At 70.6% G+C, this 14,221-nt stretch carries 13 protein-coding genes; 8 read left to right on the top strand and 5 right to left on the bottom strand.

The window, feature by feature from the left end; genetic code table 11:
- Nucleotides 1-313: 313 nt before the first annotated feature.
- The 3 genes from ACFY12_RS34045 to ACFY12_RS34035 all read right to left on the bottom strand — a co-directional run bounded on the left by ACFY12_RS34045 (nucleotide 314) and on the right by ACFY12_RS34035 (nucleotide 3,892).
- Nucleotides 314-1,225, bottom strand: coding sequence for a GNAT family N-acetyltransferase (locus tag ACFY12_RS34045; protein ID WP_390719839.1), 912 nt, complete (start codon nucleotides 1,223-1,225; stop codon nucleotides 314-316).
- Between the two features lie 60 nt (nucleotides 1,226-1,285).
- Complete coding sequence (locus tag ACFY12_RS34040) at nucleotides 1,286-2,737, bottom strand: amino acid permease (RefSeq protein WP_390719848.1); 1,452 nt, start codon at nucleotides 2,735-2,737, stop codon at nucleotides 1,286-1,288.
- A 198-nt stretch (nucleotides 2,738-2,935) separates the two neighbouring features.
- Nucleotides 2,936-3,892, bottom strand: coding sequence for a hypothetical protein (locus ACFY12_RS34035; protein WP_390719838.1), 957 nt, complete (start codon nucleotides 3,890-3,892; stop codon nucleotides 2,936-2,938).
- A gap of 841 nt (nucleotides 3,893-4,733) precedes the next feature.
- Here ACFY12_RS34035 and ACFY12_RS34030 point away from each other — a divergent pair.
- The 8 genes from ACFY12_RS34030 to ACFY12_RS33995 all read left to right on the top strand — a co-directional run bounded on the left by ACFY12_RS34030 (nucleotide 4,734) and on the right by ACFY12_RS33995 (nucleotide 11,791).
- Nucleotides 4,734-5,273: a winged helix-turn-helix domain-containing protein gene (locus ACFY12_RS34030; RefSeq protein WP_390719837.1), complete on the top strand. Its 540-nt coding sequence runs from the start codon at nucleotides 4,734-4,736 to the stop codon at nucleotides 5,271-5,273.
- A 378-nt stretch (nucleotides 5,274-5,651) separates the two neighbouring features.
- Complete coding sequence (locus tag ACFY12_RS34025; protein WP_390719836.1) at nucleotides 5,652-5,807, top strand: hypothetical protein; 156 nt, start codon at nucleotides 5,652-5,654, stop codon at nucleotides 5,805-5,807.
- A gap of 97 nt (nucleotides 5,808-5,904) precedes the next feature.
- On the top strand, nucleotides 5,905-7,146 hold the full coding sequence (locus ACFY12_RS34020; RefSeq protein ID WP_390719847.1) for a hypothetical protein: 1,242 nt from the start codon (nucleotides 5,905-5,907) through the stop codon (nucleotides 7,144-7,146).
- Between the two features lie 38 nt (nucleotides 7,147-7,184).
- A complete protein-coding gene (locus tag ACFY12_RS34015) occupies nucleotides 7,185-7,700 on the top strand; it encodes a hypothetical protein (protein WP_390719835.1) in 516 nt (171 codons plus the stop codon).
- Between the two features lie 31 nt (nucleotides 7,701-7,731).
- Complete coding sequence (locus ACFY12_RS34010; RefSeq protein WP_390719834.1) at nucleotides 7,732-9,048, top strand: MFS transporter; 1,317 nt, start codon at nucleotides 7,732-7,734, stop codon at nucleotides 9,046-9,048.
- Between the two features lie 175 nt (nucleotides 9,049-9,223).
- Nucleotides 9,224-9,628: a hypothetical protein gene (locus ACFY12_RS34005; protein WP_390719833.1), complete on the top strand. Its 405-nt coding sequence runs from the start codon at nucleotides 9,224-9,226 to the stop codon at nucleotides 9,626-9,628.
- Between the two features lie 88 nt (nucleotides 9,629-9,716).
- Nucleotides 9,717-10,319: a carbonic anhydrase gene (locus tag ACFY12_RS34000; protein WP_390719832.1), complete on the top strand. Its 603-nt coding sequence runs from the start codon at nucleotides 9,717-9,719 to the stop codon at nucleotides 10,317-10,319.
- A 17-nt stretch (nucleotides 10,320-10,336) separates the two neighbouring features.
- Nucleotides 10,337-11,791 (top strand): SulP family inorganic anion transporter, encoded by a 1,455-nt coding sequence (locus ACFY12_RS33995; protein ID WP_390719831.1) that lies wholly within the window; start codon nucleotides 10,337-10,339, stop codon nucleotides 11,789-11,791.
- 63 nt (nucleotides 11,792-11,854) lie between these two features.
- On the opposite strand, the gene ACFY12_RS33990 is transcribed toward ACFY12_RS33995, so the two are convergent.
- Both ACFY12_RS33990 and ACFY12_RS33985 read right to left on the bottom strand, forming a co-directional pair.
- Complete coding sequence (locus ACFY12_RS33990; RefSeq protein WP_390719830.1) at nucleotides 11,855-12,019, bottom strand: hypothetical protein; 165 nt, start codon at nucleotides 12,017-12,019, stop codon at nucleotides 11,855-11,857.
- A gap of 121 nt (nucleotides 12,020-12,140) precedes the next feature.
- Nucleotides 12,141-14,183: an ABC transporter permease gene (locus ACFY12_RS33985; protein WP_390719829.1), complete on the bottom strand. Its 2,043-nt coding sequence runs from the start codon at nucleotides 14,181-14,183 to the stop codon at nucleotides 12,141-12,143.
- Between the last annotated feature and the right edge of the window lie 38 nt (nucleotides 14,184-14,221).

Raw genomic sequence — 14,221 nt, 5'->3', positions numbered from 1 at the left:
TCTTGATGGGCTTCCTCGCCCCGCACTGGGGTGGACACCGAATCGCCCTGACGGCGATTCGGCTACCTCTGCCCTGCTCCGCAGGAGTCCGATTCTCCCCCGCAAGCGGGCGGTACCCCCACCCCGCCCTGAAGGACGGGGCATCCTCGGAGGAATCAGGTGAACCGCTGAGGACGGCGGCCTGCCCGAGGACGGCGGGCCACCGTCCTCAGACGGGGAGCGACGGGACTTCCGGCACAGGCCCCAGGCCCTGTCGTCACACTCCCGCCTGCCCCGCGACTTCGGGCGAACGACGGGAGTTTGACGACAGGCCCTAGCCCAGTTCGAGGCTGGTCACGGCGTAGGTGCGCGGCTGGTCCTCCGACGGCGCCGGTCCGGTGTACATCCGCACGGTGTGCGACGTGGGGACCAGGCCACGGGCGGTGGCCAGGGAGTGGGCCGCGCGCCGGGGCTCGGGGATGTCGAGGAAGACCTCGGCGGCCGGGTCGACGGTCGCGGTGAGGGCGTCGAAGAGCGCCTCGGCGGCCTGGGGGGTGTCGGCGAAGAGCGGGCCGATGCGGTGGCCGGTGTGGGCCGGGCGGATCACTCCGTAACCGGCGATCTCACCGTTGCGGACGTAGGCGCGGGCGGTGTGCCCGGCGGCCGTCAGCCAGCGGGTGACGAAGCCGCTCCGGTCGGCGGGGAAGCAGCGCCGGTCGTAGCCGGCGAGGGCGTCGAGGTGGGCGCCGGTGACCGGGACGACCTCCGGCGGCGGCGGTGTGCCCGGGCGGGCGGGGCGGCCGCCGTAGCGGAGGGTGTCGTAGGCGGGGGTGAACCCGGCGCGCTTGTACGTCGCCTGCTGCGCGGGGACCGCGTCCAGGCCGACGGTGCGGGCGCCGGCGTGCGGGAAGGCGGCGCGCCAGGTGGCCAGGCCCAGGCCCTGGCCGCGGTGGTCGGGGTGGACCAGGTAGTAGCCGAGGAAGGCGTACTCGGCCGAGTAGTTGACGATCGACAGGGACGAGAGCGTGGTGTCGCCGCGGCGTCCCAGGAAGAAGCCCGCCGGATCGGTGGGGTGGAAGCTGGCGGTGTCGTCGCGGCCGGGGTTCCACTGCTCGTCAGTGGCCCAGCGCACCACCTTCTGCCAGTCGTGCGACGTGGCGGTGGTGACGGTGAACGTGTCGGCCGCGCCGGGCTCGCGGTGCGCTTCGGGGTGTACTTCGGAGTGCGCTTCGGGGTGCTGAGGCATGCCGGTGGTCGTCCTTTCTGTGGGGCAGGGTTCGGGGTGAGGGGGCGGTGCGGAGACGCCTCAGATCAGGTCCATGGCGGCGAGTTCGTCGGGACGGCCGTAGCTGACCGGTCCCTGGAAGCGGCGACGGGCGGTGACGAACCACCACACCGTGGCGATGAGAAGGACCACGGCCAGGGCAAGGGGTGCGTAGTTGAACGAGGCGGGGGTGATCGGGGAGGCCTGGGGCAGCATGAACAGCACATTGCTGACCAGGATCCAGGTCACCGCGATCGCCGCGACGGGCTTGCCGAAGCGGCCGAGGTTCCACGGTCCGGCCTGGAAGTCGTCGAGCCGCAGCCGGAGGAAGATCGGGACGCCGTAGGCGAGGAACAGTCCGACGACGTTGACGCTCACCACCGCGGTGAAGGCGGTGTGGGACCACCAGCCGGGGAGCACCAGCACCAAGGGGCAGGCCGCGGCGAGCCAGACCGCCTTGACGGGCGTACGGGTGCGCGCGGACACCGAATGCCACCAACGGGAGCCGGGCATCGCGCCGTCCCGCGAGAACGCGAAGATCTGCCGGGTATTGCTGGTCATGTTGGCGAGGCCGCAGAACAGCATGGCGCCGATGACGATCAACAGCAGGAACTTCGCGGTGCTTTGGCCGAGGGCGTCGATAAGAATCTGTACCGGCGGGGCCTCGGCGCCGGCGGCGTTGCCGTAGTCCCGGATTGCGTACACCAGGGCGAGCATCAGGATCAGCCCGGTGACCGCGGAGCAGCTGATGGCCCGCATGATGCCCTTGGGCGCGTTGACCGTCGCCTTCACCGTTTCCTCGGACATGTGGAAACTGCCGTCGAATCCGGTGAACGTCCAGCTGGTGACGAGCAGGCCCAGCATTCCGCCGTAGACAGCGTGGGTGAAGCCGGTGTTGTTGACGAAGTGCGTGAGATAGGAGGGCGATTGGTGGTGTTCGGGGACAAAGGTGAGTGCGCCGACAATCACCACCATGCCGATCAGCAGCCACCACACGGAAATCCGGTTCACCAGGGCGACCAGCCATACGGTGTAGGTGTTCAGCAGCGCCTGCACGAGGAGGATGCCGGCGGTGATGCAGACGGTCAGTTGCGGTGTGGGCTCGTAGGACGGCCACTGCATGGCGATGAACGCCTGGATGAAGGTGGCGGCGGCGAAGTTGGTGGCCGCGGTGCCGCCGACCTGGCCGACGAAGTTCAGCCAGCCGGTGTACCAGGACCAGGCGCCCTTGTGCCGCTTGGCCAGCTTGCCGGCCGAGAAGTAGAGCGCGCCGCTGGTCGGGTAGGCGGAGGCGATCTCGCCCATCGCGGCGCCGACGAACAGCACCATGAGCGACACTCCGATCCAGCCGAAGATCAGGATCCGGGGGCCGCCGGCGTTCATTCCGAAACCGAAGGAGGAGAATATCCCGGATATGATGTTGATGATGGTGAAGGAAATGGCGAAATTGTCGAACGCGCGGAATCTACGGGTGAGTTTCCGCGGATAACCCATGGCGTGCAGCGTGGCATCGTCATCGAGGGTGCCGGGGTCCGCCGGCCGGGGGGATTTCGAGCGAAGGAGCGAGGTACGCTCGGACACGAACCGCAACCTTTCTGAGGGGTGTCGGGGGCAGTTGACGGGTGAGCGGATCGGGGGATCAGGGGATCGGGGGAATTCCGCGGATACGGCTCGCCGGTCGACCGCGCTTTCTCAGGTGGAATGCGGCACCGGAAGTCCGCAGGAGCGCCGGGCTTTGGTCAGTTGCTCCTCGGGGTCACCGAAGGCGCTCCAGGGCATCCGCGAGGCGTACGGACCCATGGCCGTGAACACTTCCCGCGCCTCGAATTCACGTTTCGCCAGGAAGAGCGCATGCGCCAGATACGCCAGGTCCAGGACCGGCGTGAAGCGGTAATCGGTCACCCGCGGAAACCAGTTGTGGTACACGCCCATGGCTGCGCTGACCCACTGGGGCTGCTCCCAGGTCCGGTTGGCGAGCAGGTCCGAGGGGTTGTAGTCCTCGACCAGCGCCACCAGCGGCAGCAGCCTGAGCGGTGAGCCGGCCGGGGCGCGCTGACTGAGGAACGCGGCGACGTCCCAGCTGGCGCTGGAGGAACCGCCGTAGCGGGTGAAGAAGAACGACAGGAAGCGGTGGTGCGCCTCGCGGTGCCAGGCGTCCAGCCGGAGGATGTGGGCGAAGAGGTACCACGGACCGGTCGGCGCGGTCAGCAGGCCCTGGGGCGCGGGGTCCTGGGGGCGGTCCAGCCGGGCGAGCGCGAGCTGGGCCACCCACGGGGTGGGGTCCTCGGGCGACTCCTTCGAGGCCCGCTCACACGCCGTCCGCGCTATCCGCGTCAGCGCCCGCTGCCGCTGGTCACCGGCGTCGGCCATGCGCAGCGCGCGGAGCATCGCCACCCGGGCCCACAGCAGCGCCGCCTCCGGTCCGGGCTCTTCGTCCAGCCAGCGCTCGGCCAGGTCGGAGTCGGCGGCCACGGACGCCAGCACGAGGGAGCGGTGGGCCCGCAGTTCGAAGTCCCCCCGGGTTTCCCACAGCACCTCGTGAGCGCTGAAGTAGCGACCGGCCCTGACGTCGACGCAGGCGCTGGCCAGCGCCCGGTCATCGGCCGCCGGACTCCATACGTACTGCCCCTCGAAAGCGTCGGCCGCCATGGTCCCCTCCCGGTCACGAAGGTGTCATCCCCCACACCGCATTCCAGCCGCGCCGAATTCAGCTGGCCCCCTGCCGCCGGTCATGCGGCGGGGAGCCACACCCTACTCATCATCAACTCCCCGCGAAAACATCCGTCTGGAATATCTGGTTCCGCACCTTTCGCCGCGATGCGAGGGAAGGGGGAAGGAGCGAAGGGAGACAATACTTCGGCCGATCTTCCGGAGGCGACCGCAGGCCACCCCTCGGGACCGCAGGGCATTTGCGTGGCATATTCATACGTTCCGCGGACCCCTCAACCGGAAACCTTCGGTCGATTACCCTTCCGATTCCGCCAATGTGACCCGGAACCGGCGACCGCGGAACCAGAATCCGGTCCTACCGGGACCAGCCGGAGCGGCCGTGACGGGCCGGGCGTCCGCGCGGGACCGCCGGTCCGGCAGCCGCCGTCCGTACCGCGCGAGCCGACCCGCACGGACACAACGCACCCATCGGCCGGGCGAGTTGGCACCGCGCATACATGGATTGAGCTGAAGAGCAACCGAAATTCGCGGAAGCTACTTTCCGGAAGCGCGCGATCACATGTAGCGTTCGTCCGGACCGGAGGCCGTGACCTCGCACCACGTCACGGCCGAGTACGGGCATGGGCGCGAGCGCTCTGACGACACGCACGGAGCGATCGCCCCCGCTAGGGCGTACCCGCACCACGAATGCCGGTTCGCCGCGACACCTGTGCACCGGACCGCGCCGCGACTGCCGCACCGCGCCTCAGCACCGTCGAACGTCGAGCACCGCCATGTCTGTCCGTACACGCCTGCTTTGCAAGAGGAATGGGCCCAGATCATGTTTATGAACTCCTCGACGACCCCGCTTGCGTTGCTACCGGACGCCGACCTGGGCCACCCGGTACCGGCCGGGTCCGGCGAAGGGCCACCCCTGGCGGTCGACCGGCTCCCCGACGGCACGTGGCAACTGACCCTGCACGACCTGGAACCCGTATCGGTGCACCGGCTGCCCTCCGACGAGGTCCACATCATCCTGGCGCCGCCGCGCGACGAGCCGCCGGGCTTCCCCGAGCCGGCGGCCGCCCAGGCCCGGCCGCAGCCGATCCAGATCGACAACGCGGCCCGGATCGTCCTCATCAGAGGCCGGAAACTCGGCCTGCCAAGGCTGGAATTCGACCTGCTCGCCCACCTCGTGCTCCACCCCCAGCGCGCCTTCACCCGGGAGCAGCTGATGGCCGCGGTCTGGCCCAGCTGCCAGTCCAGCACCCGCACTGTCGACGTCCATATCGCCCGGCTGCGGCGGCGCCTGGGGCCGGGGCTGCGCGACTCGATCAACACGGTGTTCGGGATCGGGTACAAGTACCAGCCGCTCCCCTAGGCGACGCCCGCGGCGGGCCGGTGGCCGGCGGCCGACGGGCGGCAGACGACAGGCGGCGGGGCCGGTGGCCGGCGGATTCGGCCACCGGCCCCGCCGCGTCTCATTCCTTGATCCGCCGAGGCTGCCCGTCGACACGGCCGGCCCGGCACAAGGAGCTGGTACAGACCAGTAATTGACTGCTCGTCATGTGGTTCCCCGCGACGATCCACCCGACAAGATCCGGCCAAAGTTGGCGCGCCGGTCACACTCTCCCTCCGCACGGGCATTGCCTTTCATTGACACCGACTTGGCCATGCCTTTACCTTCGGTGCTGTTGGCATCGGCGCAGGTCAGCGCCCGTATGCCGGGATCTTTCCCACTCTCTTCCCGGAGGTTCCCATGGAACAGCTCATCAAGAAGATGGCCCAGGACGACGTCTGGCAGAACTGGCTCGCCGCCAACTCCGCGCAGCAGGCGGCGAAGAACGGCTGCATCAGCGCGTCCCCCAAGGCCGGCTGCATCAGCGCCACGCCCAAGGCCGGCTGTATCTCCTGACCGCCGTACACACCGAGGGCCCGGGTGCGACCGATCCGCCGCACCCGGGCCCCGCGCTCCGAACCCCGACGAGGAAGCCATGGACGCCATGGATGGCATGGACGGTCAGCCGACCGCCGAGATCATCGAGCAGATCCGCGATATACCGATCTACCGTGAATCGGTGGCGAGGGGCCACTTCCCGGTACTCGACAAGCCGGAGATCGCCCGCGGTTTCCCCGACAACTGGATGACGCCCCGGCTGGCCGCGGCGCTGGCGGCCGGCGAAGCGGAGTTCGTGCTCTCCACCGGCACCCACCACGCCCGGATGCAGATCATCCGGCCCCCGTACTTCCTGCTGCACTCCTACTACCGGCTGTGGCGCGAACACCCCGATATCGCCCAGACCTGGGAGTCCGGCTGCCGACGCGTCTCTCTGACGACGGTGCTGGCGACCGAGCATGTCGCCCGGGTCAACGCCGCGCGCCGCGGTGTCCCGCCGAAGCCGGTGCCCGCGCTCGACGACCGGTGGCTCGACGACCGCACCTGCTATCTCAACCTGCGGCTCGATCCGGCGCGGTGGGAGCGCGACGAGGTGGTGCGGATGCTCGCCGAGATCGAGTCCGCCCGGCAGGCACATACGCGCGGCTGGTACCACCTCGACTGCTCCGGCTACCACCTCGCGCATCTGGTGCGTCAGGTCGGCGAAGGGGGACTGTGGGATGATTTCCCGCCGCCCGCCAGCATCATCCACGCTTACGAATACACCCCGGTCAACGTCCGGCGCTATCTGCGTCAGCACTTCGTCTGCCCGATCATCGACCTGTTCGGCAGCACCGAACTCGGCTACCTCTACTACAGCGACCGTCGTGGCACTTACTGGCCGTACCTCGACAAGATGAGCGTGGAACTTCATCCGGTCGCCCCCGGAAGCACACTCTACGAACTCATCGTCTCCAGCGTGCGCAATCCTTATATGCCCTTGATCCGGTACCGCTCGGGTGACTGCGTACGGACCGTGGACGGCACACCGGATCCGGCGCGGATCAGCCAATTCTGTGGACGGTACAAGGAATTGCTCAGCACTCCGAACGGACCGGTGGCACAGGGCGACCTCGACCGCTGCATCGGCGAGGAGTCACCGCATGTCTTTATTTACCAGTTGCGGATGACCGGCGATTCCGCGGCACAGCTGGCATATACGACATTCAGCGGTGAGCCGGTGGACGTCACCCAGGCCTCGGCACTGCAGGAAAGAATCAGTGAACTGACCGGGCGGAAATGTCGTCTAGAGCACCGTAGGCATATCCCCATTGGGCGGTCCGGGAAGTACGCCTGGCTCGTCCACGAGGACGCATGAAATCCTCCCGCACCCGCCCCCACCTGCACAGGAGAACCATGGACCGCGGCCCGCGGATATCCGCCGACGCCCTCAGGGAACTGCTCGGTGACGCGCTGTACACCGAAGTGGTGGACCACTTCGACGCCAAGAGCGCGGACCTGTCACGGGAATTCGTGACGCGCCAGGTGACCGAGTGCCTGCGCTACCTCTATCTCGTCTCCCGGTACCACGACCGGCTCGCCGGACTTTTCCTCCCGGTCGAGCAGGAGATCGACGAGATCTGGCACTACCTCATTCTGCAGACCCGGGAGTACCGGGCGCTGTGTGAAGAGCGGCTGCCGGGGCGGTTCTTCATCGAGCATCGCAGCATCGCGTACGAGGCGTATCAGCAGGAACCAGGTCGCGAACAGGTAATTGAAGAGGCACTGCGCTGGATTCCGTTGTACTGTCGGGAATTCGGCCCGTTCGACGAGGGCGCACTGCCGCATTGGACGATCGTGCGCTTCCTCCATCAGCAGATGGGGCTGCCGCTGGGAGACATCGCGGCACTGCAGCCCGTGGCGAAGACATAGCAGTCACTGTCGGCTCGATCGGAAAGGCACCATGACGGCTGGGAACAGCACGCCGGCTCCGCGCGACATACCGGAGCAGCGGCGCATTCTGGGAGTTCTGGTCTTCTCCCAGATTCTCGCCGGTGCGGGGCTGGCCGCGGGAATCACCGTCGGCGCCCTGCTCGCCGAGGAGATGCTCGGCTCGACCGGGCTGGCCGGCCTGCCCAGCGCGCTGTTCACCACCGGGTCGGCGCTCGGCGCCTTCGCCATCGGCCGGCTCTGCCGCCGCTGGGGCCGGCGCCCCGGGCTCGCGCTCGGGTACGCCGCCGGGGCGCTCGGCAGCCTCGGGGTGGTGGCTGCCGCCGCCGTCGGCAGTGCTCCGCTGCTGTTCCTGGGCCTGCTGATCTACGGTGCCGGCACCGCGACGAACCTGATGGCACGCTACGCGGGAGCCGATCTGGCCTCCCCCGCGCGGCGCGGGCGCGCGGTGAGCACGGTGCTCTTCGCCACCACCCTCGGAGCGGTGACCGGCCCCAATCTGGTGACTCTCACCGGGGAGTTCGCGCACTCCTGGGGCATCCCCCGGCTCGCCGGGCCGTTCCTGCTGGCCGTGGTGGCGTTCGGCGCGGCCGCGGTGGCGCTGGCCGTACTGCTGCGGCCCGACCCGCTGCGGCTGGCCGAGACGCTGGCCCGCACCGAGCCGCCGCCCGGCGAGGCCGACGGCACCGCCGCCGGCACCCTCCGCCGGCCGCTGGACCGTACGCGGCGCCGGGCGGTCATCGGCGGCACCACGGTCATGATCCTCACCCAGCTCGTGATGATCGCCGTGATGACGATGACGCCCGTCCATATGCTGGCCCACGGCCAGGACACCCAGGCCGCCGGGCTGGTCATCGCCCTGCACGTGGGAGCGATGTTCCTGCCGTCGCCGCTCACCGGGCTGCTGGTCGACCGGGTCGGAAGACGGCGGGTCGCCGGGGCCTCCGGCCCGCTGCTGCTGGCCGCCGGGGTGCTCGCCGCGGTGGCGCCGGCGCACTCCGTTCCTACGCTCGCCACAGCGCTCGTACTGCTGGGCCTCGGCTGGAACTTCGGGCTGGTCAGCGGCACCGCCATGGTCACCGAAGCGCTTCCGCCGGACCGCCGCGCCGCGGCGCAGGGGTGGGTGGACGTCGGCATCGCGATCGCCGGCGCCACCGGAGGCATGGCCTCTGGCCTGGTCGTCGCGCTGGGCGGCTTCCCCGTGCTGGCGCTGGCCGGCGGGGCCCTTTCGCTGGCGGTCGTCCCGGTGGTCGTGTGGTCGGCCCGCCGGCCGCCCCGTACCGAAGACAAGACCCGCACGGCACCGCGCACGGAAGCGGAGCACGTATGAGCACCTACCCACGCATGAGCCCATGCGGGAGCGGCAGCGCACATCCTCCTTGCCCTCGGGCCATACTCCGGAAAATAATGACACCAGGCGTCATTTCTTGTTATCAGACTGGAAACCTGGATGCGGCAGGCTGGGGAGCGGCCGTAGCACCAGTGACGACCGTCGGGGGGCAGGCATGAGGAAGGGCACCGGAATACCGGCGCCGCGCCTGTGGCGCACCATGCTGACCGTGCTCGCCGTCGCTCTCACGCTGCTGCTGGGCGGTACGGCGACGGCCGCCGGCGCGAATGCCGCGCTCTCCGCCGCGAAGTCCTCCCACAGCCTGCCGGCGACCAAGCCCAGTTACGACTCCAAAGAAGAGAAGACCAAGCGCGAGAAGCGCGACTCCGAGCGCGGGCAGCCTCGCGGTGGCGCCCGGACCGTAGGCTCCTGCGGGAGCGACGCCCCCGCGCAGCGGCCGTCCCGCACGGAACCGCCCGATGCCGCGACGGCGTCCGGCCACCCTGCGGCGGGCAGCATTCCCCGGGCCGAGTCCAGACCGGCCCAACTCCCCATCCTGCACTGCGTCTTCCGCTGCTGAGCACGGCCGTGGTGGTCAACCCCACGCAGCCGCGCTTCGCACGTGTCCGTCACCCCCGCGGTGACCTCTCATCAGCAGGAGACCTCTCATGGAGCCCTTCATCCAGCATGCCCGGACCCTGACAGCCCGTATCGCCGACCAGCGCGAAGAACAGGAAACCTACGGCCGACTCGCGGCCGGCCAGTCTCCGCTCGCCCTCTTCATCACCTGCTCCGACTCCCGCGTCGTACCGTCCCTGATCACCGGGGCACGCCCGGGTGAACTGTTCGAACTGCGGACGGCCGGCAACGCGCTGCCCGTCTACCAGGAGGACATGGCGGCCTGTGCACAAGCCGCCACCATCGAGTACGCGATGCGCGTGCTGCGGGTGGCCGACATCGTGGTGTGCGGTCACTCGCACTGCGGCGCGGTCGGCGCCAAGATCCGCGGCGAGGACCTGACCGGCGCACCCGCGGTACGCGACTGGCTGGCGCAGCAGCTCTCCGACGAACTGCCCAAGGACGACGAACCGACGGTCTCGGCCGCGGTCCAGCAGCACGTGCGCGAACAGCTCGACCGGCTGCGCGGCTACCCCTGCGTGCGGGAACGGCTGGCCGCCGGCGAGGTGAAGCTGCACGGCTGGTTCTACGAAGTGCACACCGGTCTGGTGGCAGCACATCACCCGGCCTCCGACCTGTTCCTCCCGCTGTAAGGGCGCACGTGCACCTCATGAACCGATTCACCACCTTCCGGGCGGACTTCGCCGCCTCTCTCGTCGTCTTCCTCGTGGCCGTCCCCCTGTGCGTGGGGGTGGCCGTCGCCTCCGGCGTACCGGCCGAGCTGGGCCTCGTCACCGGCATCGTCGGCGGGCTGCTGACCGGCCTGCTCCCCGGCAGCAGCCTCCAGGTCAGCGGCCCGGCCGCGGGCCTCACCGTGCTGGTCTTCGAAGCGGTCAAGGAGTACGGCGTCGGCGGCCTCGGTGCGCTGGTGCTGGCCGCCGGAGCCCTGCAACTCGCCATGGGCGCCCTGAAGCTGGGGCGCTGGTTCCGGGCGATCTCGGTCGCCGTCGTCCAGGGCATGCTGGCCGGTATCGGCCTGGTGCTGATCGCCGGGCAGCTCTACGCCCTCGCGGACGCCAAGGCACCGGGCAGCGGGCTGGCCAATATCGGCGCGCTGCCGGGCCTGGTCACCGACACCGTCCGGTCCACCTCCGCGCTGTCGGCGCTCGCCGTCGGTGCCGGCACCATCGCCGTACTGGTGCTGTGGCCCCGCTGGCAGCGCGCCGCCAGGATCCTGCCCGCACCGCTCGCCGCGGTGGCGCTCGCCACCGCCGCGGTCTGGGCGTTCTCCCTGCCGGTCGCCCGCATCGAGGTCAGCGGACTGCTGGACGCGATCCAGCCGCCGGGCCTCGCCGATCTCGGCAACCTCGTCGAGGTCGAGGTGATCGGCACGGTCCTCGCCTTCACCCTGATCGCGTCCGCCGAGTCCCTCTTCAGCGCCGCGGCGGTGGACCGGCTGCACAACGGGCCGCGGACCGACTACGACAAGGAGCTGATGGCCCAGGGCGCGGGCAATGCCGTCTGCGGTGTGCTGGGCGCGCTGCCGATGACCGCGGTGATCGTACGCAGCGCCGCCAATGTCCAGGCGGGCGCGAGGACCAAGGCGTCGCGGGTGCTGCACGGCGTCTGGCTGCTGGTGTTCGCGGCGGCGTTCCCCGCCGCACTGGGCGTGGTTCCGGTGGCGGCGCTCGCGGGCATCCTCGTCCACGCCGGCTGGAAGCTGATCCCGCGGCGTGAGCTGGTACCGCTGTGGCGTGAACACCGCGGCGAGGCCGTGGTGCTGTCGGTCACCGCGATCGCCATCGTCGCGGTCGGCATGTTCGAAGGTGTCCTCATCGGCCTGCTGATGGCCGTGGCGAAGACCGCCTGGGAGACCTCGCACGTCCACCTCGAGATCCACACCCCGGACGACGAGGAGGAGCCGGTGCTGGTCCGTGCCGTCGGCAACGCCACCTTCCTGCGGCTGCCGAAGCTCCTCGACCAGCTCGACACCCTGCCCGCCGAGCGCGATGTGGAGCTCGATCTGAGCGGGCTGCGCCACCTCGACCACGCCTGTGGTGCGGCGCTGACGAGTTGGGCCGAGCAGCACCGCCGCAGCCGGCGGACGGTGGAGCTGGTGTCCTGATCCTCGTCCGCCGGACGAACGACGCCCCGTCCCTGCCGCGGCAGGGGCGGGGCGTTTCGTCCGTCAGCTCGCTGCCGCACGCGTGCGTACCGCGGCCGCCCACGCATCGAGCAGCTGCTCGTACTCGTCCTGTTCCTCGGGCCACAGGGGTCGGCCGCGACGAACGGCCGCGATCATGAAGGCGCGTATCGCCTCGTTCGCCTCATCAGGTGTGACAGGGCTGGCCATGGGGCAAACGTTACCGCCCACCACTGACAGCGTCCCCGTGATCCAGCGGTGTCACGCGATCGGCCCATCACCGGGCGGCCGCCAGGGGCCGTGTACGCGGGGCGCTGCTAAGCGGGCGCTGCTAAGCGGGGTGCTGCTGGAGCATCACCAGCGAGACCTCCGTGGCCTTGACGCAGGCCCATATGGGCACCCCGTCGGTCAGGCCGAGTTCGACGGCGGCCGAGGGGGTGATCTCGGCAACCAGGTCGGGGGCGTGCGGCGAGGTGATGAGGACCCGCAGCCGGCTGCCGGACGAGGTGATCTCCCGTACGGTGCCTGGCCAGACATTGCGGGGGCTGCCCGCCGGCCTGTCGAGGTGTACGGACACCGCCTCGGGGGCGATGATCGCCAGCGCTCGCGTGCCGTCCGGGAGCCGGTCGGCGGCGATGAGACGGCCGCCGCCGGCGAGGGCGAGACCGTCGCCGGTGGCGGTGACCGGCCAGGCGTTCCGGCCCAGCATCCGGGCGACCCAGGGAGAGCGCGGATGGCGGGTGACCTCGGCGGGCGGGGCGTCCTGGAGGGCGCGTCCGCCGTCGAGGACGAGGACGCGGTCGGCGAGCGAGACCGCCTCGACGGGGTCGTGGGTGACGAGCAGACAGACGCCGCCGAAGCCGGCGAGGTGGCCGCGCAGGGTGTGGCGGACGTGCGCGCGGGTGGTCTGGTCGAGGGCGGCGAGCGGCTCGTCGAGGAGGAGCAGACGGGGGCGGGCCGCCAACGCCCGGGCCAGTGCGACGCGTTGGGCCTGACCGCCGGAGAGGTGGGCGGGCCTGCAGTGTGCGAGGTGGCCGACGCCGAGCCGGTCGAGCCACTGCCGCGCGACGCGGCGGGCCTCGGCGCGCGGGGTGCCATGGGCGCGCAGCCCGTACGCGGTGTTGGACAGGGCGCTCAGGTGCGGGAAGAGCGCGCCGTCCTGGGGGACCCAGGCGACACCGCGGCGGTGCGGGGGCAGCGCGGTGACGTCGGTGTCGCCGAGGCGCAGGGTGGCGTGGGCGCGCGGGGTGAGGCCGAGGAGGGAACGGAGCAGGGTGGTCTTACCGGCTCCGTTGGGACCGACGACGGCGATGGTGGTGCCCGGTTCGGCGTCCAGGGTGAGCTGGTTGAATCCGGTGACGTCGGCGTGCAGCGGCCAGTGCTCCGGCGGCGGAGCGGCTGCGGTGGCGGACGCGGGCTGCTCGGTGCCGGCGGCTGTGCCGGTGACGGGCCCGGTGGCGGGCGAGGCCGGGAAACCGGTCCCGTCGGCGGGGTCGGTGGCGGATGGTGCGCTGCGGGCCGCGCGGCCGACGGTGGCCCCGGTGGTGGTGCCGGTCCAGCGGCCGCGCAGGCAGAGCAGCACGGCCATGGCGATGACGAGCAGCAGCAGCGAGACCGAGGTGGCGGCCTCCGGGGAGTCCTGGAGCAGCAGATAGACCTGGAGCGGCAGGGTCTGGGTGGTGCCGGGCAGGTTGCCGGCGAAGGTGATGGTCGCGCCGAATTCACCGAGGGCGCGAGCCCAGGTCAGCGCGGCGCCGGCGGCCAGGCCGGGGGCGACCATGGGGAGGGTGACGGTGCAGAAGACCCGTACGGGCGAGGCACCGAGGGAGGCCGCCGTCTCCTCGTAACGGGGACGGAGTCCGGCCAGGGTGCCCTCCAGGCTGATGACGAGGAACGGCATCGCGACGAAGGTGGCGGCGAGGACCGCGCCCGACGTGTGGAACGGCAGCACGATGCCGAAGGTGTCCTCCAGCCAGGGGCCGAGCAGCCCGCGGCGGCCGAAGCCGAGGAGCAGGGCGACACCGCCGACGGTCGGCGGCAGCACCATCGGCAGCAGCACCAGCGAACGGACCAGCGCCTTGCCGGGGAAGTCGACCCGGGCCAGCAGCCAGGCGAGCGGCACCCCGAACAGCAGCGAGAGCCCCAGCGCCCAGAGGGACACCAGCAGCGAGAGGCTGAGCGAGGTGGTGACGCCCGGGCTGCCGAGATGGCTGCCGAGGGCACCCCAGTCGGTGCGGGCGAGGATGCCGATGAGCGGCATCAGCAGGAACCCGACGGCGACCAGCGCGGGGACGGCCAGCACGGCGGGCGTACGGGTTCCGGGGGCGCGCCGCCTGCCGGCCCGGGGCGCGGCGGGGGTGCGGAGGCGTCTCATCGGGTTCCTGGGCGTTTCCTGGTCGTGCTCCCGGCTCT

It is taken from the genome of Streptomyces sp. NPDC001339, from assembly GCF_042895955.1.
Taxonomy (GTDB): domain Bacteria; phylum Actinomycetota; class Actinomycetes; order Streptomycetales; family Streptomycetaceae; genus Streptomyces.
Note: the sequence above shows the minus strand (reverse complement) of the source record. Positions and strands in the feature narration are given on the sequence as shown.

Bases quoted from the DNA above. Each gene is read 5' to 3' on its own strand.
- ACFY12_RS34035 (WP_390719838.1), bottom strand. From the start codon at position 3,892: ATGGCGGCCGACGCTTTCGAGGGGCAGTACGTATGGAGTCCGGCGGCC.
- ACFY12_RS33990 (WP_390719830.1), bottom strand. From the start codon at position 12,019: ATGGCCAGCCCTGTCACACCTGATGAGGCGAACGAGGCGATACGCGCC.
- ACFY12_RS34020 (WP_390719847.1), top strand. From the start codon at position 5,905: ATGGACGGTCAGCCGACCGCCGAGATCATCGAGCAGATCCGCGATATA.
- ACFY12_RS34025 (WP_390719836.1), top strand. From the start codon at position 5,652: ATGGAACAGCTCATCAAGAAGATGGCCCAGGACGACGTCTGGCAGAAC.
- ACFY12_RS34040 (WP_390719848.1), bottom strand. From the start codon at position 2,737: ATGGGTTATCCGCGGAAACTCACCCGTAGATTCCGCGCGTTCGACAAT.
- ACFY12_RS33985 (WP_390719829.1), bottom strand. From the start codon at position 14,183: ATGAGACGCCTCCGCACCCCCGCCGCGCCCCGGGCCGGCAGGCGGCGC.
- ACFY12_RS34000 (WP_390719832.1), top strand. From the start codon at position 9,717: ATGGAGCCCTTCATCCAGCATGCCCGGACCCTGACAGCCCGTATCGCC.
- ACFY12_RS34010 (WP_390719834.1), top strand. From the start codon at position 7,732: ATGACGGCTGGGAACAGCACGCCGGCTCCGCGCGACATACCGGAGCAG.
- ACFY12_RS34030 (WP_390719837.1), top strand. From the start codon at position 4,734: ATGTTTATGAACTCCTCGACGACCCCGCTTGCGTTGCTACCGGACGCC.
- ACFY12_RS33995 (WP_390719831.1), top strand. From the start codon at position 10,337: ATGAACCGATTCACCACCTTCCGGGCGGACTTCGCCGCCTCTCTCGTC.
- ACFY12_RS34005 (WP_390719833.1), top strand. From the start codon at position 9,224: ATGAGGAAGGGCACCGGAATACCGGCGCCGCGCCTGTGGCGCACCATG.
- ACFY12_RS34045 (WP_390719839.1), bottom strand. From the start codon at position 1,225: ATGCCTCAGCACCCCGAAGCGCACTCCGAAGTACACCCCGAAGCGCAC.
- ACFY12_RS34015 (WP_390719835.1), top strand. From the start codon at position 7,185: ATGGACCGCGGCCCGCGGATATCCGCCGACGCCCTCAGGGAACTGCTC.